Origin of the sequence: Clostridium cylindrosporum DSM 605 (genome assembly GCF_001047375.1) — a bacterium.
Classification (GTDB): domain Bacteria; phylum Bacillota; class Clostridia; order Clostridiales; family Caloramatoraceae; genus Clostridium_AB; species Clostridium_AB cylindrosporum.
In genome coordinates, this window is record NZ_LFVU01000004.1 from 112973 (window position 1) to 137894 (window position 24922).

Annotated in this window: 16 protein-coding genes; 4 read left to right on the forward strand and 12 right to left on the reverse strand. The window is 32.9% G+C overall.

Annotated features, from left to right (window positions below; genetic code table 11):
- Positions 1-460 precede the first annotated feature (460 nt).
- The 5 genes from CLCY_RS02710 to CLCY_RS02730 all read right to left on the reverse strand — a co-directional run bounded on the left by CLCY_RS02710 (position 461) and on the right by CLCY_RS02730 (position 8600).
- Positions 461-2458 carry a methyl-accepting chemotaxis protein gene (locus CLCY_RS02710; protein ID WP_048569602.1) on the reverse strand — a complete coding sequence of 666 codons (1998 nt, stop codon included), beginning with the start codon at positions 2456-2458 and terminating at the stop codon, positions 461-463.
- Positions 2459-2735: 277 nt separating this feature from the next.
- Positions 2736-3713 (reverse strand): transglutaminase domain-containing protein, encoded by a 978-nt coding sequence (locus CLCY_RS02715; RefSeq protein WP_048569603.1) that lies wholly within the window; start codon positions 3711-3713, stop codon positions 2736-2738.
- Positions 3714-3770: 57 nt separating this feature from the next.
- Entirely contained in the window at positions 3771-4718 is a 948-nt protein-coding gene (locus CLCY_RS02720; protein ID WP_048569604.1) for a hypothetical protein, read from the reverse strand.
- A 207-nt stretch (positions 4719-4925) separates the two neighbouring features.
- Positions 4926-7196, reverse strand: a complete 2271-nt coding sequence (locus tag CLCY_RS02725; protein WP_048569605.1) for a bifunctional diguanylate cyclase/phosphodiesterase — start codon at positions 7194-7196, stop codon at positions 4926-4928.
- 246 nt (positions 7197-7442) lie between these two features.
- On the reverse strand, positions 7443-8600 hold the full coding sequence (locus CLCY_RS02730) for a hypothetical protein (RefSeq protein ID WP_048569606.1): 1158 nt from the start codon (positions 8598-8600) through the stop codon (positions 7443-7445).
- Between the two features lie 414 nt (positions 8601-9014).
- On the opposite strand from CLCY_RS02730, the gene CLCY_RS13290 reads away from it, so the two are divergent.
- Positions 9015-11321: a bifunctional diguanylate cyclase/phosphodiesterase gene (locus CLCY_RS13290; RefSeq protein ID WP_053083242.1), complete on the forward strand. Its 2307-nt coding sequence runs from the start codon at positions 9015-9017 to the stop codon at positions 11319-11321.
- 149 nt (positions 11322-11470) lie between these two features.
- On the forward strand, positions 11471-11656 hold the full coding sequence (locus CLCY_RS02740) for a hypothetical protein (protein WP_048569607.1): 186 nt from the start codon (positions 11471-11473) through the stop codon (positions 11654-11656).
- 71 nt (positions 11657-11727) lie between these two features.
- Here the strand turns inward: CLCY_RS02740 and CLCY_RS02745 are convergent, their stop codons facing one another.
- From CLCY_RS02745 to CLCY_RS02755, 3 genes are all read right to left on the reverse strand, one after another.
- Positions 11728-12912: an alginate O-acetyltransferase AlgX-related protein gene (locus tag CLCY_RS02745; protein ID WP_048569608.1), complete on the reverse strand. Its 1185-nt coding sequence runs from the start codon at positions 12910-12912 to the stop codon at positions 11728-11730.
- Between the two features lie 12 nt (positions 12913-12924).
- Positions 12925-14208: an MBOAT family O-acyltransferase gene (locus CLCY_RS02750; RefSeq protein ID WP_341372092.1), complete on the reverse strand. Its 1284-nt coding sequence runs from the start codon at positions 14206-14208 to the stop codon at positions 12925-12927.
- 1041 nt (positions 14209-15249) lie between these two features.
- The gene (locus CLCY_RS02755; protein ID WP_048569610.1) at positions 15250-16194 is read right to left on the reverse strand and encodes an ADP-ribosylglycohydrolase family protein; all 945 of its coding nucleotides are present in this window, start codon (positions 16192-16194) and stop codon (positions 15250-15252) included.
- Between the two features lie 420 nt (positions 16195-16614).
- Between CLCY_RS02755 and CLCY_RS02760 the strand changes: the two genes are divergently transcribed.
- Together CLCY_RS02760 and CLCY_RS02765 are read left to right on the forward strand one after the other, a co-directional pair.
- Entirely contained in the window at positions 16615-18429 is a 1815-nt protein-coding gene (locus CLCY_RS02760) for an adenine deaminase (protein ID WP_048569611.1), read from the forward strand.
- Between the two features lie 95 nt (positions 18430-18524).
- The gene (locus CLCY_RS02765; RefSeq protein WP_048569612.1) at positions 18525-19946 is read left to right on the forward strand and encodes a purine-cytosine permease family protein; all 1422 of its coding nucleotides are present in this window, start codon (positions 18525-18527) and stop codon (positions 19944-19946) included.
- A gap of 102 nt (positions 19947-20048) precedes the next feature.
- On the opposite strand, the gene CLCY_RS02770 is transcribed toward CLCY_RS02765, so the two are convergent.
- The 4 genes from CLCY_RS02770 to CLCY_RS02785 form a co-directional block, all read right to left on the reverse strand.
- Positions 20049-21458 carry a serine aminopeptidase domain-containing protein gene (locus CLCY_RS02770; RefSeq protein WP_048569613.1) on the reverse strand — a complete coding sequence of 470 codons (1410 nt, stop codon included), beginning with the start codon at positions 21456-21458 and terminating at the stop codon, positions 20049-20051.
- A 293-nt stretch (positions 21459-21751) separates the two neighbouring features.
- Positions 21752-22768, reverse strand: a complete 1017-nt coding sequence (locus tag CLCY_RS02775; RefSeq protein WP_048569614.1) for an ABC transporter substrate-binding protein — start codon at positions 22766-22768, stop codon at positions 21752-21754.
- A 21-nt stretch (positions 22769-22789) separates the two neighbouring features.
- The gene (locus CLCY_RS02780; protein WP_048569615.1) at positions 22790-23539 is read right to left on the reverse strand and encodes an ABC transporter ATP-binding protein; all 750 of its coding nucleotides are present in this window, start codon (positions 23537-23539) and stop codon (positions 22790-22792) included.
- On the reverse strand, positions 23533-24492 hold the full coding sequence (locus CLCY_RS02785) for an ABC transporter permease (protein ID WP_048569616.1): 960 nt from the start codon (positions 24490-24492) through the stop codon (positions 23533-23535). The genes CLCY_RS02780 and CLCY_RS02785 overlap by 7 nt, the downstream gene beginning before the upstream one ends.
- Positions 24493-24922: the final 430 nt, after the last annotated feature.

Here is a 24922-nt window from a genome sequence, read left to right on the forward strand (position 1 = left end):
TAACTTATAGTCGTAATTGCAAAATATATCGCTATTATATACTTTTTTATAGAGTTTTAAAAGCCATAAATCACATATATTCTTAATAAATACTAAATTTATATATTTTTAACATATAGCCTACATATTTATTAAAACCTTTTAGCCTTCTCTACTTCTCTATTTTCCTGTCCACTTCAACATAATTATACAAAATCAAAATTAATAATTAGGTATATTGTGTATTTTTAAGGGTACTATAAATAATAAACTAAATTATTTAGGAGGTAATAATTATGAGCAATAATCCTAAGAACAAAGGTGCAAATAGAGAGAGAAAGTATGATAAGGAAGGTATTGTTGGTAGTAATCTTCCACTTACTAAGTATGGAAAGCCTGTTAAAAACGATTAACTACCTCTATTCTTTTATCACCATAGAAGCCACCATATATATGGTGGCTTCTTAACTTTCAAGTAAATTTATATCTTAAATACATCTACCTTTTCCTTAAGAGTTTCTGATTCATTATTTAAATCATTTGCAAAGCTCTCAACTTCCTCACTAGAAGCTAAAAGCTCCTCTGAAGATGCAGCTATTTGCTGTGCTGAAGCTGAAACCTGTTCTGATACAGCGGATATGCCCTCTACCTTATTAACTACAAATTCCTTTGAATCACGAACCTTATTAAGTGATACATTAGTTTCCTTCATAACTGGTTCTATTTCCTTAACTGAAACTATTATATTTTCAAATGATTTTATAGTGTCTGATGCTATATCTCCCTGTTCATTTAGTAGCTCATTAACCTCTTCAGTAGTGCTAATAACTTCATCTGTTTCTACAGCTATAGCTTTTACAAGGTTTAGTATCTCTCCTGAGGACTCCCTTGATTGTTCCGCAAGCTTCCTAACCTCCTGAGCTACAACAGCAAATCCTTTCCCTTGTTCTCCTGCTCTTGCTGCTTCAATAGCTGCATTAAGAGCAAGTAGATTAGTTTGCTCTGAGATACTATTAATAACATCTGTAATGTTTCCTATCTTAGACACAGTATCTGAAAGTCCTGTAACCTTAGCCATAACACTTCCAAAGGACTCCTTAATCTGAACTATCGACTCTTCTAGTATATTAATTTGGCTCTTTCCTTCCTCAGCCCTATTTTGTGCTCCAAATGTTTTATCTCCAACGTTATTTATATTCTCTTCAACCCATTGAAGTTCTCTTGAAAAATCATCAAGTGCACTTACAATGTCAGCAAGTTCAGAGGTTTGATTCATTGCTCCTCTTGCTACTTCTTGAATTGCTGAAGCTACTTCATTTGCTGAAACAGACATTTGGCTAGCATTTGTTTTCAGAATAGCTGCAGAATCTTCTACCTGGTTTGCAGTATCCTTTACTTCTCCAATGACACCTCTTAAACTACCAAGAGTATCATTAACTCTACCTGCCATATGTGCTATTTCATCCCTGCCCCTAACATCTACGCTAATTGTTAAGTCTCCATCAGCCATTCTATTCATCATATTAGAAACCTTTACTATAGGATTTGATATACCTCTTGAAATTATCATAGCAAGGGCTAAACATACTATAACAGTGATCACTACAATCATACCCAATATCTTTATAGATTGATCACTAATACTAGTAATTTCATCCATATACATTGTTGCTACATATGTCCATCCAAGTGTACTATCCTTCTCATATGCTAACATCTTATCTTTTCCATTATAAGTGTATTGTGCTTTTCCTTTTTCATTAGATAATACTTGTCTGGAAATATCTATTTTCATAAAATTCTTTTGCATTAATTCTTCTTTTTTAGGATGAGCTATAGTGGTACCATCATCCTGAATTATAAATAAATACCCTGTATCCCCAATTTTCATGTTATTTATATACTCATTAGAAATCCTAGTTAAGGACACATCAGTTACTACTGTACCTATCATTGCACCCTTTAAATCAAATATTGGAACTGCAATACAATATATTGCATTACCTGTACTTACGCTTTTCTTAACCTTAGTAACCTGCATCTTCTGTGTTTCTTTTATCTTAACAATATAGTCTATTGTAGATCCATCTTGACCTTCAAAATCCCCAAGTGCATCTATTTTAACTAAACCTGTTTTGTCAAACAAACCTATATCATCATAGGTTCCATAACGTTCAGCATCAGCTTTAAATCTAGCTTTAATTCTATCCTTTAAAGCAAGATCTTCCTTACCTGCATTAACTCCCTCTAAATAAGTTCTAATATCATTTCTCTTTGATATATCAACAGCTATTTTCTGTACAAAGGTAACTACATCGGTAATTGCCTTTTTAGAAATACTTTGTTGACTTACTAGCGTGCTTTCAGCTTGACTTATACTCGAATCTCTTACTTTAAACACAATTATCGAAGTAGATAATATAGTTGGGATAAGTGCAAATAAAATAAACATAGCTGTAAACTTGCTTTTTAACTTCATACATCCTTCCTCCTATTTAACTCATTTAATGAGGTATCGCATGTTTTTCCAAATTACTTTATATTCTGCCAAGTTTTAAATGCCGATTATTCCTATAGAAACAATAGTAAAAATAGCAAACCATTTCTATAAGCATTGATATATCTAGTGTTACATACTTCACATTATTAATGGATAGTAATTGTTAATTTTTAATGAACTAATGGTAATTTAGTTTTTTAGATTAGAACTTTAAATAAAAAAGCCACTTACACATGTAAGTAGCTTTTAATTCAAACTATTTATTTATAGATTTTACAATATAACGTGAAGGCATAAACCTTGTGCCTTTTTTAGGTTGATACTTTGACAAATCAGCCTTAGGATAGTTTTCTTTTATCCAGTAATGGGTTCTTGCCATATAACTATCTGTTTTATTAAAGAAGTCATATGATAGTATAGGCTTTAACTGACCGTTTAAATAGCTAATAGGATCGTCCCATGTTGGATCAACATGATACCAAATGCTATTGATTTTTACTAGGTTCCATGCATGAGGTACTCCATCACCTGTACCTACAACTATTTGACTATCTACCCCTACTGCGTCTAACATTTTTTTCATCGTTGTTGCGTACCCATCACACACAGCAACTTTATTCACTAATATTCCATATGGTGTATGTGAATCTATAGGTATAGTGTCTTTATCTAAGTTTTCAACATCGTATCTAGCTGTGTTAACAATGTAATCGTGTATAGCCTTTTCCTTTTGATAATCACTCATTGATGATGTTACTATCTTAGATGTGATTGAAGCTACTAGACTATTGACTTGACTTGTCTTTCTTTTAACTTCATCTATACTCATATGATAGTTGTAATATATTACATATACCTCATTTCCATCTTCTGTGTATTGATAAGCAGAATAGCTCTCAACATAACTCCCTGTTCCAACGAAGGAAATTATCTTTTCAAAGTTACTTCTAAATCCTTGTAAATTACCTTTTAGATAGCTATTTTTGAAAACCATCTTTACACTTGAATCTACATTTTTTATTGATGAATCAAGGGCTTTATAAAATTCATTGTAGTTACTAACACTGTATGTTGGCATGCTTGGAGTAGTAGCTTTATAAACCCCCTGCTTAATAGTTATGCTAAATTCCTTATTGTCCATAGGAGCTGATGCTGAAGCCACACCACTAAAAGATGCAGAAACAATAAATGCCCCGATTACCATTGACAATAATTTTCCAGTAAACTTTCTCATAATATCACCTTCCCCTGGAATATCTTATATGTATTTGAAATTGATTCTTCTCTTAAATTACTGAAATAATATTCCTATTGGATATAACTTAGCAGTTCCCTTTGATAGTACCACATCGAAAAGTACTTCCCCCTTATCAGGATTGCTAAATGCCTTAGTAGCAGTTACATCAATGTCATATCCTATCTTGTCATTTATAGCATTTGATATAGAGCTAGAGTCTGTATTAACAACTTCGAATTCCCCATTTTCTAATGCTTCTAGAAGCTTATAATATGCATTTTTAATGTCTATTTCATCCTGAGTTAAGACTATATCTCCTAGACTTGCTAGAAGTAGCCTACCCTCATATTCAAGCATATTGCTTTCTTCACATGTTCCTAGTTTTTCAGCTTCTGCAAATGCCTTCTTTGCATCATCTACATTTCCTGAAGTTTGGGCCCCCTCTAGCATAGCTTTTGCTACATCGAACTGTGCATTAAACTTATTCTCTATATCCGTAACTACCGCTGTACATTTATTCATTCTAGCAGTTAAGATATTTATTTCTTTTAAAAATTCAGTTCTATCAACCTTTGCTAAATCTTGACTTCCAAGGGTTAAATAATTATTCCACTGTCTAACATTTCCTATTCTCGGAGTATTAGATGCAATACTCTTTTCTACTTGATTTATTCTTGCAAGGGCATTGACTAATGACTCTGCCTTATTAATAGCAGTGGTAAGTTTACTTCCCTCCGCTGCTTCACTTGATGGAAGCTTTGCTATAAGTGCTCTAATTTCCTTTATGTATGCCTGCCACTGAGCTTGATTTTTAAGTCCTAGATAATTATTATGTAGTGACCATATAAGATGAGATGTCTTTGCCTTAGCATCACTTAATGTATTTGATATAGCTTGTACAAAAGTTACCTCATTAAGCGATTGAAGCCCTACAGTAGTCCCACTTAACGTCAACAACGCTGCCATAAAAATCCCTAGGGATTTCTTCTTTAGATTAATCATACTACTCCTCCAATTAGCATAGTTTTCCACTAATTAAATATTTTGTTATGTAATACTCCATTTCTATTAGATAAAATATACTTTATTTATTAGAGGAATTGCAAGAAAAATATTAATATTTATTAAAATAAACTACGTAATAAATATACGCTCTAAATCTAACAACAAAAATGCCCTCCTAGTGAACTAGGAGGGCATTCTATAATTCTAAAATACCTTATGAGAATTAGTCATTAACATATCTTTAAATTCTGATATAGGCACAGGCTTTGAAAACAGATATCCTTGCGCCATATCACATCCAATTTCCTCTAGAAACTCCGATTGTTCCTCAGTTTCTACTCCCTCAGATACAACCTTAATACCCATACTTTTGGCTAATGATACAATTCCTAAAACTACTTGTTTCCATCTTCCTGTACCATTTACTTCCTTAAAGAATTCCCGATCAAGCTTTAATATATCAACAGGTAAATCTTTAAGTAAATTAAGAGATGAATACCCTGCACCAAAGTCATCCATTGATATACTAAATCCAACCTTTTTTATACTATTCATGATATCCAGTAAAATTTCAGTATTACCAAATACAGCGCTTTCCGTTATTTCAATTTCTATAAAACTTGGATTAATATTATATTTATCTGCTAGTTCCTTATACATTTCAATAAAGTTCTTATTATTTAGATGAACACGTGATACATTAACTGATATAGGAATAATAGGAACACCTCTATCAATAAAGCTTCTAATAGTTTTACAAACCTCTTCAAAAACATACATATCTAAATCAAGTATAAATCCATTTTTCTCAAATAGAGGTATAAACTCACCAGGTGATATAATACCGTTTTCCTTACTATTCCATCTAACAAGTGCCTCAGCACCTACAATACTTAAATCTTTTAAGCTGTACTTTGGCTGAAAATATATAACAAACTCTTTATTCTCCAGTGCTGAGTTCATATAAGTTTCTATTTCTTTTTCCTTTAAAATATTATTATATATACTATCACTATAAAATGTATAAGTAGTCCTATGATATCCCTTGTCTACTTTTTTAGCAATACTAGCCTTATCAATTAAAGCTGTAATATTAATTGAATCATCTAATATTTCTTTATCTATTTTATAAATTCCAAATGAAATAATAGCCTCATAATTCCCTTCCTTCTTCCACTTATAGGTATTTATTTGACTATTAATATCTATTAACTTGTTTATAATATCCTCATTTTTTTCATATGAAAGTAAAAGAACAAATTTATCAGCATTTATTCTAGCAAAGGTTTCATGTGACTTTAATTTACTCTTAAGTGTATCAGAAATAAATCTAAGGGTATTATTTCCCTCTTCATAGCCGAACCTATCGTTGATATGTTTAAATCTATCTATATCAAATTGAATAATTGCATATTTTCTATGATAATTACTTTCTATAATTTTCTTTACATCTACCTTAAATTTGCTTAATGTATTAGCACCTGTTAAAGGATCTATAAAAGCTATCTTATATATCTTATCTCTAGATATCCTTTGCATATATAAAATATACATGGTTATTAAACTAAAAACTATAATGATTCCAGCAAAAATACCTAAAGTTCTACTTTTAATATATGATATTTTTTCACTAACAATCCCCTCAGGTATAACAGACAGTAAATACCAGTCATTAATCTCAATAGGAGTATAACTCATGTACTTCTCTAAACCATTGATTTTACAATTAACATTTCCGCTTTTGCCCTTAGCCATTCTACTTAGCATATCATCTTTACTGTGCTCACCTATAAATTCAACTGAATAATCTGAATCACCAACTAAATTAAAGTCCTTCAAACTATTATATTGGTTAGGTCTTAATATCGTTTCCCCTGTTTTCTTTACAACATATGAGTATCCTTTTCCACCAAATGTTGAAACCGCTAAAATCTTGTTATATATCTCTACCTCATGTTCTGCATAGATAACACCTATTATACTTTCATTCTTGTAAATAGGAGCTGCATACACGCTTACCTTTTTACCATTAACTCTTCCAATTAGTGGCTCAGATAAGTTCGCTTCTCCCTTCATAGCCTTTTTAAAATATTCTCTATCACTTAAATTAACATGATGTTCATCAGTAGTACAAGCTTCACCATTTGGAAGTATAATTCCCATTCTTATAAACTTATCTTCAATTCTACTCCCCTTTAATTTCTTCAACTCACCCTTTACATCAAGCTTATCCTCCGCCCCTATAAGCTGTGAAATATTCTCAAGTGCTTTAATATCCCCTTTTATTTGTTTTTGAAGTGTTATCACACTTTGATTAGATATTTCTGAAAGATAGGTATTAGTTTCTTCTTTCAATATCCTTGAAATATTTACAATGTAATTAGTAAAAAAAGCTATAGAAATTAAAATAACCATAAAGGAAATAGCTAATGTAGTAATTACTTGATACTTATAATCTTTTAACATAGACTTCATATCTCCCCCAAAAACCTTACATTTAATGTTAATCCCTCCATATTATTATAGTACATTTTATGCCTAAAGTGTTAAAAAGTATAAACATTAAATGTATAAAGGGGTAATCTTTTGATATAAGTTAGGCGTACTGTGGGATATATTATCTTTGGTTAAAATGATGAGGACACCCCTTGCAGAGCACTAACCTACATAAAAAGACTGCTTACAATCTGTGTTTGCAAGCAGTCCCTATATTAATTTAAACTAAGCTATAATTGTATTCGCCGCTTCTCTTTCTTGAAGTGCTTCTCTCGCTTCCTCTAGTAGGTCCATAGCTATTCTATTCTTATTAAGTAATTCTCTTTGTTCATCTGTTAACGCATTATCATATGCAGAAACTAGAATATCAGCTATCTCGAAGTAATCCTTGTGTTCTTTGTCCTCAGAAAGTCTACTTTCTAGTAGTACAGCTATAGGATGTGCCGCTGCACATGCTTTTAAAGCTTCAAGCTCCCTAGCTGCTTCTATAATAACCATTTCCTGAACTTGATATGATAACTCTTCGAATTCAGACATTGCTACTAGTGCATTTGTAAAGTAGTCTACATTTAACTCCTCAAACTGAGACATATCATATAGATTTTTTAGTGATGTAATTACCTTCTTCGCCAAAGACTCGTTAAATATTCTATAAATGCAGTCTATCTTTTCCTTAGCATAACTATTAGCCCTAACTTGAAGCTTTTCATACTCTGAAAGCTCCTCATACATATTAACTGTTTCTCTAGGTTCTCTTTCATATGGCTCATAATTTTCAAATTCTGAATCATCTTCATATCTGTCTCTTCTATCTTTATCATTAGGATCATATGATAATAATTTAAGAGTTACTACTTGAACCTTTAGTTCGCTAAGTATTCTCTTAGCTGGTTCATCCCTATTTATTACTTCCTTTGAACCTTCAGGTAGCCTATTATATGAATTTATTACCTTCTCCTTCATTAAGCATCCTGAATCCTTTAGAGAGTATATTGCTCTTAAATCCCTTATAACTGGCTCTGCCTTAGCCTCATATAGCTTATAAGCAGCTTCACTTCTAAGCACTAATGATGTAGCCATCGGAGAAAGCTTCTTATATATATCAAGAACCTCCCTAGCTTTTTCGTAGTAGTTCTTATCTAATAAATCTAGTTTCATAAGTAAGTCTATAAAGACCTTTGCATCCTCTTCAGCCTTAACCTTCTTCATTACTTCTAAGGAATCCCAGTACTTGTACGCTAAGTATGTATTGTTCATAACCTCATTCTTCTCTTCAGCTGATAACTCCTCATAGGAAGCCAGTGCAGTCTTTATTTCTTCTTTATTTCTTTTATTATCTGGACATAAAGACTTTAGCATGTCTATTACCCTTATTACTCTCATGAAATTCGCCCTCCTTAGTACATTAAGTAACTTTAATTAAGCAAAAACGAAACCTTAATATATACTTAATATTTATCCTTTATCATGAAGAAAAACCATAATAATATCTTCACTTGTTATTATAATTTTCAATATGAGTAGATTTTATTCCTAATTATCCATACCTTATATTGCTATTTAATACATGAGCCTAGGAAAGTAATAAGCCTTGCTACAAGATTAACTTTAAGTATAAACAAAATTCTTAAATTAGAGGGAGTTTTAACTTCCTCTGATTTTTAGAAGTCCTTATCCAGAGGCTTACTATAGGATAAAATTTTTTAATTACTAGAACATTTTTACTTTTTATTCTATAATAAACCTAATATGTCATAATATACTTTAATAAGCCATTGAATTAAGGAGGTGTATATTATGCTAAGAAACTTAAATAAGAAAAATAAAATACTAAGCTCCTCCCTAGGTTTAAATAAGGATAAAAACATACCTATTATATTATCTGTAATTGCAGTAATATTTACAGTATTTATAATGATTGTGCTTTCTGCAATATATATGTATAAACTTAGATTAATTCTTACGGAAGAGACAAATTCCTACTTATCAGAGGTTAACTCCCAAGGAGTATCCTCGGTTAAAAAACAAGTTAACTATGAATTAGAATTACTTAGTGCAATTGCATCCTCTATAAGTGAAGAAAATGGTAATAACTTAGAAAATGCTGCACTTACACTTATTAAAGAAAGCAAACATAACAATTATAAGAGAATGGGTATAATGCTTCCTAATGGTAGGTCCTATACAAGTGATGGATATATCGAAGACTTTTCCGATAATGACTCCTTAAAAAATTCACTTAGAGGATCTTCTAGTGTTTCTAAGGTTATTATAGATAAGATAAGTGGAGATAAAATACTAGTATATAGCGTACCAATATATAAATCTGGAGATGTTATAGGAGTACTTTTCGGTACCCATAACATAGATGTCTACAAGGATATCATTTCTGTATCATCATTTAATAACAATGGAATATCCTATATATCACAAAGTGATGGTAAACTGGTTATAAACTCCAATAGCCCAAATACTCATACTCTATTTAACGAAGAACTTAACCAAGATATAAACACTACACCAAAGAATATAAAAGATTTTAATCTTATGAAACTTAATATGAAAAATGGAAAAAAAGGGACTATAGAATATAATTATTCAGGAAAAGATATGTACTTGATTTATTCACCTATAGGTATAAATAACTGGTATCTTATGTCCTGTGTACCAAAGGAAATAATCACAGAAAAATCTAGTTACCTAACAAAAATAACATTTCATACATCTATTTTTATTGTGTTTTTATTTTCTTCTCTTATGCTATGTCTTTTATATAGTCAATACAAAAGCAAGAAGGCTCTAAGTAATCTTGCCTATATAGATGATTTAACAGGAGCAAGCAACTATACAAAGTTCAGCTTAGATGTGAAGAATTTGCTTAAGAACACTAAAAACAAATACGTTTTTGTTATATTTGATATAGACAAGTTCAAGTATATTAATGATGTCTTTGGTTTTAATGAAGGCAATAGAATCCTAAAGAATATCTCCTCTATACTTGAGGAAAATATTAATAGAGAAGAAGTTTTCTCAAGGGTTCGATGTGACCATTACTCAGTTCTTATGAAGTATAAAGATGATGAAGAGATTGTTACTAGACTAAAGGGATTAAATGAAAAATTCTCTGAAATTAATAACTTCAATGCTTCTAAATATAATCTAGTAATAAACTATGGTATATATAAAATAACCAATGAGGATACCTCACTTAATACTATAAGTGACATGGCGGAAATCGCACTTGAAACAGTTAAGGGAAGACATCAAAGTTCAATTGCATTCTATAATGATGAACTTAAGAGCAAAATCCTAGAGGAATGCGAGATAGAAACTTACATGTACTCCGCCCTTGAAAAGAAAGAGTTTAAGGTATATCTTCAGCCTAAGTATAATCTAAATCCTGTTAAAGCAGCTGGTGCTGAGGCACTGATTCGTTGGACTCACCCTAGCAAGGGATTACTTTCACCGGGTATATTTATCCCTATATTCGAAAGAAATGGATTCATAGCTAACATTGATATGTATGTTTTTGAAGAGGTTTGTAGGATAATACGATACTGGATGGATAACGGAATAACCCCTATTCCCATATCAGTAAACCAATCTAGAGCAAGTCTATATAATCCTTGTTCTATAGAAATCCTTAAAGGATTCATAAACAAATACAATGTTCCACCAAAGCTTATAGAAATCGAAATCACAGAAAGTGCTGTCTTCGATAATGTAAACCAATTAATTGATATTATGATAAAACTTAAGGAAATTGGTTTCATTTTATCTATGGATGACTTCGGTTCCGGTTACTCCTCACTTAACCTACTTAAAGATATTCCAGTAGACGTTCTAAAGCTTGATAGAGAGTTTTTCAACGAAACTGCAGATACGAAAAGAGGAAAAACTGTAATATCAAGTATAGTTTCAATGGCAAAATCACTTGATATCAAGGTACTCTCAGAGGGTGTTGAAACTAAGTCCCAGTCTGAATTCCTAAAAAGCATAGGATGTGATATGGTACAAGGGTATCTATTTGGAAAACCTATGACTCTGGAAGAATTCGAAGCAAAAGTACTATCTATCATACCTAAATTTAACCATACCTCATAACATAACCCCGTTAGGTAATAACCTAATGGGGTTAACTTTTTTACGAGCCTACTTTTCATATAATATTTTAACCTATACATAACACTCTATATAACCTACCCTGCATATATTGATACTAGATAGATTTATAATAATTAGGAGGTTATTTAATGATAAAATTCACTTTACCTAGAGATGTTTGTTTTGAAAAAGATTCCTTCAAGTTCCTTAAAACTATGAAAGGTAGTAAGGGTGTTTCCCTCCTAGGTGAAGAATTAATGAAGAAAACCATATTTGTGGATAGTTATGCTATGTACATTAGGGAAGCTTCATTAAACCCTCCCCCCACAATATAATCTATAAAGAAATTCTATATATATAATATATGAACCCCCCTAGGTAATGTTACAAAGGGGGGTTCACTTTTTTAATTTTTAAGTTCATCTATCATATTAACAAAACCTAAATCATTAAACATAAATAGTACAATATCAGCATCTGTCGATTCTGCTACTTTCCTATTGCTTGTACCAGATGAATCTATATATCTAGGGTCTACAACCTCAACCTCACGGAATATATCCTCAAACATCCAGCTCATTGCAGAATGATATGAATCCCTGTAGATAAGAAGCTTCTTATCTACAGGAGCCGCTTCATTAACTACCTTGTAATGTACACTTGATGATGTGTATGCTGTAGGATATGATATTACATCATCCTTAACTCCAGTTGCAATTATCTTAGATGAATCTACCTCCTGGAACTTCTCTCCATTATGAAGATAGTATTTATGAGGCTTTTTTGCCTTACTATATACATATGGAACAGATTCATTAAGTGGATACACCTCATATAGATTTCTATTATATACACCTAGAAATTCCTTTTTCTTAAGAGTCTCGGTTTTATAGGATTCATCCTTTATGTGTACCTTAAGCTTTGAAGACTTAGACATAGCATCCATTATAATCTTAAATCCCTCAAAGGCACCTTTACTATTCCAATGGTTATCTGTTTTGAAATAAAAGTCCTTTAGCTTGTCCTGAGTAAACCTTTCATTAAAGCTATCATGAAGATTTATAACATTTATATCATCCCTATTAAGTCCAGACATGAACCTTGAACTATTTCTAAGCAGTGTCTTACTGTTATTAAACTTTGGTAATAAGGAAATTAATATATTCTCCTTTTGAGGGGTAGCTACATAGTACACTTCCTTCCCATTATCTCTTAGGAGCTTTCCATAATCATTTATTGTATCTGAATACTCCTTAGCCTTACTTTCAGTAAGATTTAAGCTATTCCCTTGGAATATCCAGCCATCATCAACTAAGTAGTATCCCTTTATATTTGTCTTTCCTAGAAGAATTTCACCTTTCATATGAAGTTTAAGAAATTCATCACGAAGGGCGAACTGATCAGTATAGTACTTTTCATAATCTCCTGTATAAGCTTTAATCCCTACCTTTCCATATATAGGCTTTTGAGCAAGTGCTCTATTTTCCGCCTTACTTTCAGATTTGTCAGCACTTATGAAGTTAAAAGCTGAGAAGCTAAAAACAATAGCTAAAAAGGGAATTGTCATCCATATTGATTTTTTTCTATTCATATCCTTCCCTCCTTAAAACCTAAAATATAAAAATGGATTATAAGTAGAATTAACAAGCTTTATTATAATCACCATAAAAAGCACAGAATAAAGTGCAGTTTGAGTAAAATATGCAATGCTATTCTCAAAGACATTCGGCATCTTCTTAGCTATTCTTTCCTTCATCCACTTAACAACAGGAACAGCGAATATAGCACCAAGTATAATAGTGAACCCATAATCACTTATATAAACATAGCTTAAGTTATCAAACAATTCAGCTCCGTTAAGTCCTAGCATTGTCTTTAGGTAGTTGATACTATATGTAAAACTACCTGATCGGAAAAATACCCATCCTATAGAAACAGCAAATATCAAATACATATGTCTAATTGGTCTATATACCTTAGATAGAAGCTTTCCAAGAAAGGCCTTCTCTAGAGATATAAGAATACCGAAGTATAATCCCCATGCTATAAAACTCCAACTAGCTCCATGCCAGAATCCTGTTAACATCCACACAACAAATATGTTAAAGTAAACACGAATCTTACCTACCCTATTACCGCCTAGCGGAATATATACATACTCTTTAAACCAAGTACTAAGTGATATATGCCACCTTCTCCAGAACTCAGAAACGCTTTGAGCTATATATGGATAGTTAAAGTTCTCAAGGAACTCAAAACCAAACATCTTCCCAAGCCCTATAGCCATATCACTATATCCACTAAAATCAAAGTATATCTGAAGGGTGTATGCAGCTATTCCTATCCAGCTAGTCACAACGGATACTTCATCTTGAGGCAGAAGAAATATAGCATCACAAACTTCACCAAGTGGATTCGCTATAAGAATCTTCTTTCCCATACCAATCATAAACCTATTAACACCTTCACCAAACTTCTCAATTGAATGATCTCTCTTAACAATCTGATCAGCTACTGTTTGGTATCTTACAATAGGTCCCGCAACTAATTGGGGAAATAAAGTTATGTATAGTGCAAGATCAAATAGATTTCTTTGAACCTTAGCATCATTTCTATACACATCAACAACATAACTTAATGCCTGAAAAGTGAAAAATGATATCCCAAGTGGCAATGCAATCGATGGAACAAATAGATCTGTATTAAATACACGATTTACATTAGATAGGAAAAACCCTGTATATTTAAACACACCAAGAAGTCCTATATTAAATACCACAGACAGTGTAAGCCATAACTTTCTACTTTTATCATCCCTATCATTTGTAACCATAAGTGCAAAAGCATAATTACACACAATAGAAAGTAGCATTAATAAAATATACACAGGCTCCCCCCATGCATAGAAAAATAAGCTACCTAAAAGCAGAAAGTAGTTTTTATATTCATCCTTAATAATATAATACCCAAGTAACATAATAGGGAAAAATACAAATAAGAATACTAAACTACTAAAAACCATATTATTACCTACTCCTTTTAAAATTTTTATAATATTAAGCTATCCTAAGACACATTATCTTAAATTTCATCATTATATTATATCATTTTCTATGGAATTGCAAAAAAGAATGAATTTCCAATGTAGGTGGAGGTGTCCTGCGGGATGTGTTTTCTCCGCCTGAAACGACGAGCTCTTCGAGAAGAGCTTCTAATCTTCGTAAATTTATATATACCAAGTGCGACTAGCTGAAAAACCGCAAAGCTTGACGCAGTCTTCTAGGCATATATAAATTTACAAAGATTGAATCTCTAACTCTTGACTCTATTGTTTCAGTCAAAGAAAACACATCCTCACAGAGAAACTTTCCCTACATAATATAAATTCAACTAGATTGAAAGGATTTTTAGAGAATTGTATTGTCAAAGCTGTAAGAGGTATTTAATAACTGTAACCGTATAAAAATTAAGTCTTTTAACAGAAGCTTGTAGTCATAGTATAAGAGGCTAGGTGAATTAAATAAGTTTCATAGTGCTAACGCACTTATATTAAGGGTTATATTCTACTAAACTTCCCTATCCTCATTCATACATTAAGTAACCTTTCACCTGCTTAATTAGAAGGTGCTACTTCCTCAGGTAATGATAAAAGTAATTGACTATTAGTAGCCTAGCGGCTTAAAGCTAAAGCTTCTATTAGACCTTTTAAAACTAATCTTCAAAAGACTTTTTATGATACTCAAAATAGATAGCTATCTATTAAACAGAACTTTTAAATGTTTAATGTAGAAAAGTTACTCTGTAATTATGTGTTACCTATGGATGAAGCAATAGGCAACACATAATTACAGGACTACTTACCCTACATCAGAAACGTAAAAAGCTGCTAGCAATTTATCTTCGCCAACAGCTTAAAACTTTTATTATTCTAGTTTTGTAAATCCACTAATGACTTATGGAACTTATCTGCTACCTCTTCCACTAAGTCTTTTTTAACTATAGCATCTAGCCATTCACTAGGTATATCCTCATATCCATGGTATATACCTGCAAGTGCACCTACTAGTGCTGCTATTGTATCAGTATCATCTCCTAGGTTAACTGCTCTAAGTACAGCATCCTTATAGTCATCTCCATTTAAAAATGCCCAGAATACTGCTTCTAGAGTATCTACCACATATCCTGATGATTTGATTTCTTCCTCTGGATATAGTGCTATGTTGTTTTCTATAATTCTATCGAATACCCTTAATGTTTCTCTATCCTCTTCTGATGAGTAAATCTTTTTAATCTCATCCTTAACATATGTGTATGCCATCCATAAAGATGCTCCATCTAATAGTGCCATAACGTATAGAGAATACATAGTACATGCTATAATTGGAACCCTGTGAGCATGTGTTATTGATGATGCTCTTCCAACTTCTTCATGTATGTTCTCTGCCCCACTTATATATAGGTAGAATGCTAGAGGAAGTATTCTCATAAGTGAGCCATTTCCTTGGTCCATCTCACCTTTCCCGCCTAGGGTAGTTGGGTCATCTCCCTCCATGTACTTACTTATTGCATTTCTTGTAGTGATTCCTATATCAAAAGCCTTTCCATTAGTTGTCATATACCCCTCTAGAATCCACTTTTCGAATTTTTCTACCATATCATGATAGTTAAGTCCATGTGTTAGACTCTCAGCTGTACAAAGAAGCATACTAGTGTCATCTGACCATGTCCCCTTAGGCTGCTTATGTGTTCCTTCTCCTATCATATCAGTTGCAGGATTTTTCTTAAGCGCTTCACGAAATTCAAATTCATATGGAACTCCTAAAGCATCTCCTACACAAAATCCCATAATCGCACTTGTAGTTATATTTGCCATTTGTTTTCTCCCCTTTTTCATTACAAAAGTTCAACTATTCATATTATATCATGTGCAATCTCATTTCTATTAATTAAGATTTAATCTTTAACACTACTTATGTAGTATAAACAGAATTCTTCAATTAGATGGAGTTTTAACCCACTCTGATTCTTATAAGTCCTTATCTAGAAGCCTAGATAAATTAATTATGACTATATTTATAAAAACAAACATTAAATCTTGCAGTATTTTGTCAAATGGTGTAACTTTATGTATGTATTCCTTTTCATGGAGTAAAATTTTATTTATAAATCATTAATATTTTTTACAATTTATACATATAGCTATTAATAGCGAAGAAAACTAGCACTAAGTCTGAAAATATTAATTATTATTTTAACCAAAGAAATTAAAGATTATAAATTAAGGGGTGTTTAAATGTTAAATCAACGTTCACTAAAACTTGTATCAGATAGACAGCACATGGTTGATGTTCTTATGGATGAACACACTTATGCTGACAGAGTACTAAAGAATGGTAATGTAGTTAATGTAATTACTAAGGAAATATATAAAGCAGATGTTGCAATCGATGGAGAATACATCCTTATGGTTGGGGATTGTTCAAAGCTTATTGGTGAGCATACTGAAGTAATTGATGTAGAAGGAAAGTATATCACTCCAGGTTTCATAGATTCACATATGCACTTTGAAAGTGCAATGCTTACAGCTAGTGAGTTCTCAAGAATATCTATCCCTACAGGAACTACTTGTCTTATCTCTGACCCACATGAAATTGGAAATGTTCTAGGTCCTATAGGTATCAAGGCTATGGCTGAGGAAGTTAAGACTCTTCCAAACCACGTATACCTTAGAGTACCTGCGCTAACTCCAGACTCACCAGGTCTTGAGACAGCAGGATATGATATAACATCTAAGGATGTTCCAGAGCTACTATCATACCCAAATGTTACAGGTCTTGGAGAAACTCAAGGTATAAGTGCTGCTAAGTGGGTATATAAGCATAACCCAGCAGTATTTAGAGATACTATAGTTTCTACTGTTTATGCTAGAGAAAATGGTAATAGAGTAGATGGTAATGCACCAGAACTATACGGAAATGAACTTGCAGCTCACATTATAGCAGCAGGTACAGATATATCTGACCACGAGACAACAACTAAGGAAGAAGCTATCGAAAAGCTAAGATATGGTGTATATCTTCTTATGAGAGAAGGTTCAACTCAAAGAAATATGCCAGAGTGTATCAAGGCTATAACTGAGGAAAAGCTTGACTCTAGACGTGCAATTCTAGCTACAGATGATATGCTTGCTGAGGATATAGTATCTGTTGGGCATATGAATGACATAGTTAGAAGAACTATTAAGGAAGGCGTAGACCCAGTTGAAGCTATCCAAATGGTAACTATAAACCCTGCTACTTGGCACAACCTTTCTGAAATCGGTGTTCTAGCACCTGGAAAGTATGCTGATATAGCAGTTATTGATGGTAAGCTTGAAGATATGAACGTTACAAGCGTATACCTTAAGGGTAAGCATGCAGCTGAAAACGGAAAGATTCTACTTAACATCCCTAGCTACATTTACCCAAGTGAAGTAAAGCATTCAGTTAATAGAAAGCCAATTACTGTAGAAGATCTTAAAGTTAAGGCTTCAGGAAGCAAGGCAAAGGTTAGAACTATTGGTCTTATTCTTGATCAAAATTTAACTGATTCATTTGAAGAAGAACTTAGTGTAGTAGACGGATATGTAGTACCAGATGTAGAGAACGACATACTTCCTATAGCTGTTGTAGGAAGATATGGTCAAGTTGATATTGGTTCAGCATTTGTTAAGGGCTTCAAGCTAAAGTCAGGTGCATTTGCTGAAACAGTGGCACATGATACTCATAACATCATAGTAGTTGGTACTAACTATGAAGATATGGTAGCTGCAGTTAATAGAGTTATTGAACTACAAGGTGGAGTTACTGTAGTTAAGAAAGGATCTGTTATAAATGAAATGCCACTTAGAATAGCAGGTCTTATGACAGATGAACTTAATGCATATGAGCTAACTGATAAGATGTCAGAACTACACGAAACAGTTAAAACTGACCTTGATTGTGCTGCTCATGCTCCTTTCATGCATCTAGCCTTCCTAGCACTTACAACAAGTCCAAAGTGGAAGATAACAGATAAGGGAATTGTTGATGCTAACAACTACTGTGTAATTCCTACAGTTGTAGAATAAATAGATTTCATAAAGACTAATAAGTTAGATTAATTATTTTAGGAGGGTCACATGACCTTCCTAAAATATAAACAATTAAATAGGGAGTGTATTAAATGAACAAAAACCATATGGACGTAGCCTTTAAGGTTGAAGAGAATTCCATTGATCCTATCCCCGAAAACCAGAGACATGGTAATCCGAAGTCTCTTTTTCCTATGTGGATAGGTGCAAATGTTAATTACGTTGTCCTTTTAAATGGTATTGTTGTTGTAGCCCTTGGGCTTTCTATGTGGCAGGCACTAACTGCGGTACTAGTTGGTAACCTTTTAGGTTGTACAGTTCTTGGACTAGCATCTATTATGGGACCTAAAACTGGTACAGCAGGTATAGTAACCTCTAGAACTGCCTTCGGTCAACTTGGTTCATACCTACCAGTTATTATTAGTGTTTTATCTGTACTTGGATGGTTCTCCATTAACTCAGTTGTTGCTACAGAAGCTTTAATGCAGGCGGTAACTAGTGTATTCAAAATGGATGCATCAGGCAATATTCTAATGTGGGTTTGCCTTATAATTGTACTTGCTCTAGAAATAATCATAGCAATATACGGACATGCTACAATTATGGCATCAGAAAAATTCTTAGCACTTATACTTGGAACTCTTTTCCTAGGTCTTTTATTCTTCGTAGTTCCAAATATAGACTTTTCACTTATAGGATCAGCTGCTGAAAAATCAGGTGACTGGAAAACATGGGTCATAGCAGTTGGTATTATATTCGCATACCCAATCTCATGGGTTAACTTCGCATCAGATTACAGTAGATATTATCCAAGAAATACAAATTCAAAATTAGTTGCACTTTATTCAGGTGGTGGACAGTTTGTAGCACTTACCTTCTGTGAATTTATAGGTGTTCTATTCTGCGTTGCTATTGGAGGTCAAAATCCAGCAGACCCTATAAGCGCACTACTTGGAGTACTACCTACTTGGTATCTAATTCCTTTCCTATTCGCAGTTATGATGGGTTCAGTTGCGACAAATGTTCCAAATGGTTATACTGCGGCACTTAACCTTGTTGCACTAAGACTTCCTTTACAAAGAGTACAAGCAGTTCTAGTAGTTGCAGCATTTACTCTTCTATTTAGAATCGCTACTCTTCTATTTGGTGAGTTCTTCTCACTATACGAACAATGGTTAAGTATTATTACTATTTGGTCTTGCCCTTGGGTTGCTATTATTATAGTTGACTTCTTCCTAAGAAAGGGTAACTATGTAACAGAGGATATAATGAAATGGAAGGCAGGAGAATACTGGTATAATAAAGGCATATTCTGGCCAGGAATTATATCATTTGTACTAGGACTTTTCGTTGCTGTACTATTTACAGACTCCACATATATACATGGTCCTATAGCAGTATCTATAGGTATGGACATTGGGTTTGAAGTAGGCTTCATAGTAACTGCTATTTGCTACTTCATACTAGCTAAGGGTCACCCTACATTCAAGAAAGCAAAGACTTTATATAGTTAATTATATTTATAGAAAAAGCCTAGAAATCAATTTATTTCTAGGCCTTTTCATATTATATAAACTTATCTAAAAGTCTTAATCTATTTATAATCTTAAAATCTGCTACTTACAAAAGCTTGCTATATCATCTATAACTCTTTGGCTAACCTTTTCCTTTTCCCCATATGCATTAGGTGTCATATCTCCCTTTGTAAATGTATGAATTAACCCTTCATAGGTTATATAACTAGCATTTGTCTTTCCCTCTAGGGATTCTTTGTATTTATTAAGTTCTTTTTCTCTTACTTGGTAATCATTAAGTCCTTGAAGGAATAGCATAGACTTATCTATAGCTGATGCCTCTTTTCCTGGGTCATATCCCTTAAAGGATAGCCAGTACTTAGTAGATGCTCCTAATATTAAAGCATCTTCAGAATTTTCATCTAATGCTTTTATCTTTCTATTCCCATCCTTAAGTTCCTTCATTATCTCTTCCTTTTTATCCTCTGGATAATTCGGTGAAAGGCTAAAAAGATACTCATACTGTTCAACCATTAAATCCTCTATAGGACTAAAGGATGCTCCCATAAAAACATACCCCTTAGCTGATGAGTTAGCCTTTTCTAGCATTGGAATTATGTATCCTCCTTGGCTATGACCTATAACATATATGTTTTCCTTATTTATATCCCCTCTTGATGCAAGATACTTCATAATCTCATTATAGTCATCTAGGTATTCTTCCTTAATAGTGAAGTTAAAATAGTCCTTATCACTAACATGCTCCCTATGACTTAATGTTCTCTTGTCATATCTAAAGCTGGCTATACCCTTTAGAGCAAGTCCCTCTGCAATATCCTTATATGGATGTACATTTCCTACTTCACCATCTCTATCTGTTGGACCAGAGCCACCAACTATAACTACAGTCTTCATGTCCTTTGGAACCTTCTTCGGCTTTATAAGTTCTCCCTTAACCTCGAATCCCTTTATACCAAAGCTAAGCTCTTCCTTAGTGTACTTTTCATTGTTAATCTTAATAGATTCTATAATCTTCTCACAGCTAGATACTCTTTCATCAAGCTTTGCTTTCTCATTTTCAAATAATCTAGCATCTACCTTAAAAATATCCTCCTTAGCAAGGACTATGTATTTCTCCCACTGTGGAATATTTCCTAGTGTATGCTTATTATCCTTCATGCTTTTCTCGACTTGATTAACCCTCGCTGCTGCATTTACTAGATGTTCTGCTCTCAATATCTTATCTTCGTATTTTTTCTTACTTGATCCATTTGGAAGCTTTGAGTTAAGCTTTCTCGCCTCTTTTATATAGGCTTGCCAATTCCCTACATTTTTAAGTCCTAGGTAATTATTTTTAAGTGAATATATAAGATGCTCTACCTTTCTATGTACATTCTCTACATCACTTTTCACTGCACTATGTACCACATTCCCTCCAATAGAAGTGAATACAATAGTCGCTGTCATTATCCCAATAAGAAAGTCCTTGAATCTTTTCATACTAATACCCATATCCTTCCCCCTTAAACTATAATGAAATTAACACAATTCCACTATTTTACATATAATATCATTGTACCACTAATTGCCATTGTGTTTCTCCTTAAATTTATTATTTAACCTCCTTCTCGTAAAATATAGTAACGTGAACAAAAATATAGCCCCATTATGTAAAATCGCATAATGGGGCTATATTGCTATGACCTATAAACTTATCTAATTTCTATTTTTTATATTCTCAATATGTCTTTGTTTAGTCACATTATCCACAAGTGTATTAGTTTTAATTCTTATATATATGTCTTCTACTTTAATCCCTTAAACTCAACATATACTTTATCTACAACCTTATTAATGTCTGTATCATTTTTAATTAGCTTAAGCTTTCTTAAGTCTTCGAAGTTTCTTCTTAATGCTTCTTTTCCACCCTTTACAGATGATACAAAGTTATATGACTTTAGAAGTGCTGTGTTAAGCTCTAGGTCTGTGTTAGATACTAACTTCTTTTCGATTTGGTATTTTGCTACTTCCTCTGGATGATCCTCTACATATTGAGCTCCCTTCATAAGTGCTCTAGTGTATTTTTCAGCAAGTTCTGGATGTTCTTCAACAAATCCTGGTCTTAGGAATGATACACAGCAGAATTCATCCTTATATTCTGGATCCTTTGTAGTATCTAGTATAACTCTTCCTACTCCACTTTTCTCAAGTATTGCTCCAACTGGGTCACTTGCTGCTATAGCATCAACTGATCCATTTTGAAGAGCAAGTTGTAGTTCAGATTGATTATATACTACAAACTCAACTTGCATGTTTTCAGGTGTGACACCTATTCCCTTTGAGGCTAATGCTCTATATGTAATTACTGCAGGAGGCGTTGCAAGTCCTGGAACTCCAACCTTTTTTCCCTTTAAATCTTCAATTTTCTTTATGTTTGAACTGGCCTTCGCTACTACCTTTAGACATCCAGTATGTACACCTACTGTCATTCTAAGATTTACACCGTTGTCTATTTGTTGTATTACTGAAGGTAGCATACCTGTAAATGTATCTGCTTTTCCTGATGCAATTAAGTCATTTCCATGTCCCTCAGACTTTATAAGGTTATACTTAAGCCCTTCCTCTTCAAAATATCCATTTTTCAATGCCATTTGAAAAGGTGCCTGACATAGACCTGAATTATAAGTCATCTTTATCTTATAATTCTTATCTCCATTAGCTTTCTTAGTACTAGTTTCCTTTGTGCCACTACTACAAGCAGTTAAGCTTACAGCAAGTAGTCCCACTAAAATACCCTTACTTATTAATCTCATTTTAATCATTTATACCCCACTCCTTTAGCCTTAATATCCATTGATTACATCAAGTATCTCACTTCTAAGTTCTAAGAATTCCTTAGAGTCACGCACCCTTGGATAAGGCAGATTAATCTCTATTATCTTATCTATCTTAGCTGGTCTAGGTGTCATTACAACAACCCTATTACTCATGTATATAGCTTCCTCTACATCATGGGTTACCATTATCATTGTTGTTTTTCTACTGTTCCATATCTTTATAATTTCATCTTGCATATTAACCCTAGTTAATGCATCTAGTGCACCTAGTGGCTCATCAAGAAGTAGTACCTTTGGATGATTTATAAGTGCCCTAGCAAGTGAAGCCCTTTGTGCCATTCCTCCAGACAAATGATGAGGAAATGCCTTCTCGAATCCATTTAACCCAACTAGATTTATAAATTCATTTACTTCATTTTTCTTCTCCTCATATACCTTTCTAGCTCTTAATCCAAATGCAACATTGTCATAAATATTGTTCCAAGGAAAAAGCTTCGGATTTTGAAATACTAATCCTCTTTCATGTCCTGCACCTTTAATTTCAACATCATCTAGTGTTATAGTTCCAGATGTTGGTTTATCAAGGCCTGTTATAAGTCTAAGTAGTGTAGACTTTCCACATCCTGAAGGTCCTACAAGGGTTATAAACTCCCCAGGTTTTACTTCTATATTTAGGTTATCAAGTGCAACAACACTTTCTCCATCTGCTCCCTTGAAAACCTTTCTTACATCTTTTACTTTTATATTCCCTACCATTTGATAACTCCCTTCTGCCAAGTTAGAAGTCTGTCTCTAGTCTTAAATAGTAAAGTAACCACCAATGAGCAAGTAATAGCGATTACTATAAGCCCAGCATAAACATTTGCATAATTCATAGTTTCTCTTTGCCAATTTATGTACCAACCTATACCAAACTTGGCCCCTATCATTTCAGCTGTCATAAGAGTTAAAAACGCAGATGTAATCCCATTAAAAAAACCTATAAACATAGATGGTAGTGCTGCAGGAATAGCTACCTTTTTCACCTTATACATTGAACTTGCCCCTAGTGTACTTGCAACTTCAAAGTATGCATTTTCTATATTTAAAATACCTGAGCTTGTAAGTACAGCTGTTGGAAACCACACACTAAGCCCTATTATAAAGGAACTAGCCCCAAAGGTTGTTGCAAAGGTAACCATAGCTATAGGAATCCATACAGTAGCTGGAATTGGTCCAATTAGCTTTATAAGTGGATTTATCCAGTAGCTTGCTCTTTTGCTGCATCCTATAGCTATGCCAGTAAGTACACCAATAACCCCTCCCCCTATAACTCCTGTTACTAAAAGCTTTAGTGAGTATCCTAAGCACTTAAGTAGAAATAGCCATTGATTGCAAAATACAGCTATGATCTTATCTGGATATGGAAAGTAAACTTGGTGCAATAGCAAAAACTTTAATGTTACTAAATTATAAATATTAAGCAACGCAATCATTCCCGCTATAAACCATGACTTATAGGCATACTTAACTCTAAGCTTTTCATTAAAAATAGATACTATAGTTAAAATCAGTAAAATAATAGACAAGGACAGCATAAAGTATGTGAAGTAGTTATAGTCCTTAGTCATAATATCCTCATGTTTAGGCAAAAAAACATGTAAAGTAAGTGCAAAAACAGAAGATATAAGTGGTAAAAGTGTTTCCCATCTAAAATTTACTTTTTTCATAGAATCCCTCCTTTACTTTCTTTTAATTTACAAATTACGTTTTATCTCTATATTAATTCTCATAATCTTACATATTCCCCCAATTAGTATATCAACCAATATTTGTAATGTATAATAGATTTTCACTATTATTACACCAACTGGTATAGGGGATCTTTTTATAGATATTTTCTCAAGAGTATTATTCCTGTTTCCCTCTGCTGATTCAAATGTGTGTACTGTTACTAAATCATCATATGCTTGCAGAAACACCTGAAGCTAAACAAAATATAATTAATAAGTTAAAATCACTACTTGGATGTAATTAAAGTAATTATTATACTTTCTACAACTCTCTCACTTCTACCAGTTAATAATATGAACCTCATATCCTTTAATGAGAATAAAACTTGTATATATTGAAAACCATATATTAAGACAGAAGTTTTAT

Coding starts and splice junctions, on each gene's coding strand:
- CLCY_RS02770 (WP_048569613.1), bottom strand. CDS start 21,458: ATGGGTATTAGTATGAAAAGATTCAAGGACTTTCTTATTGGGATAATG.
- CLCY_RS02725 (WP_048569605.1), bottom strand. CDS start 7,196: ATGAAGTCTATGTTAAAAGATTATAAGTATCAAGTAATTACTACATTA.
- CLCY_RS02720 (WP_048569604.1), bottom strand. CDS start 4,718: ATGATTAATCTAAAGAAGAAATCCCTAGGGATTTTTATGGCAGCGTTG.
- CLCY_RS02775 (WP_048569614.1), bottom strand. CDS start 22,768: ATGATTAAAATGAGATTAATAAGTAAGGGTATTTTAGTGGGACTACTT.
- CLCY_RS02780 (WP_048569615.1), bottom strand. CDS start 23,539: ATGGTAGGGAATATAAAAGTAAAAGATGTAAGAAAGGTTTTCAAGGGA.
- CLCY_RS02760 (WP_048569611.1), top strand. CDS start 16,615: ATGTTAAATCAACGTTCACTAAAACTTGTATCAGATAGACAGCACATG.
- CLCY_RS02730 (WP_048569606.1), bottom strand. CDS start 8,600: ATGAGAGTAATAAGGGTAATAGACATGCTAAAGTCTTTATGTCCAGAT.
- CLCY_RS02745 (WP_048569608.1), bottom strand. CDS start 12,912: ATGAATAGAAAAAAATCAATATGGATGACAATTCCCTTTTTAGCTATT.
- CLCY_RS13290 (WP_053083242.1), top strand. CDS start 9,015: ATGCTAAGAAACTTAAATAAGAAAAATAAAATACTAAGCTCCTCCCTA.
- CLCY_RS02755 (WP_048569610.1), bottom strand. CDS start 16,194: ATGGCAAATATAACTACAAGTGCGATTATGGGATTTTGTGTAGGAGAT.
- CLCY_RS02710 (WP_048569602.1), bottom strand. CDS start 2,458: ATGAAGTTAAAAAGCAAGTTTACAGCTATGTTTATTTTATTTGCACTT.
- CLCY_RS02740 (WP_048569607.1), top strand. CDS start 11,471: ATGATAAAATTCACTTTACCTAGAGATGTTTGTTTTGAAAAAGATTCC.
- CLCY_RS02765 (WP_048569612.1), top strand. CDS start 18,525: ATGAACAAAAACCATATGGACGTAGCCTTTAAGGTTGAAGAGAATTCC.
- CLCY_RS02785 (WP_048569616.1), bottom strand. CDS start 24,492: ATGAAAAAAGTAAATTTTAGATGGGAAACACTTTTACCACTTATATCT.
- CLCY_RS02715 (WP_048569603.1), bottom strand. CDS start 3,713: ATGAGAAAGTTTACTGGAAAATTATTGTCAATGGTAATCGGGGCATTT.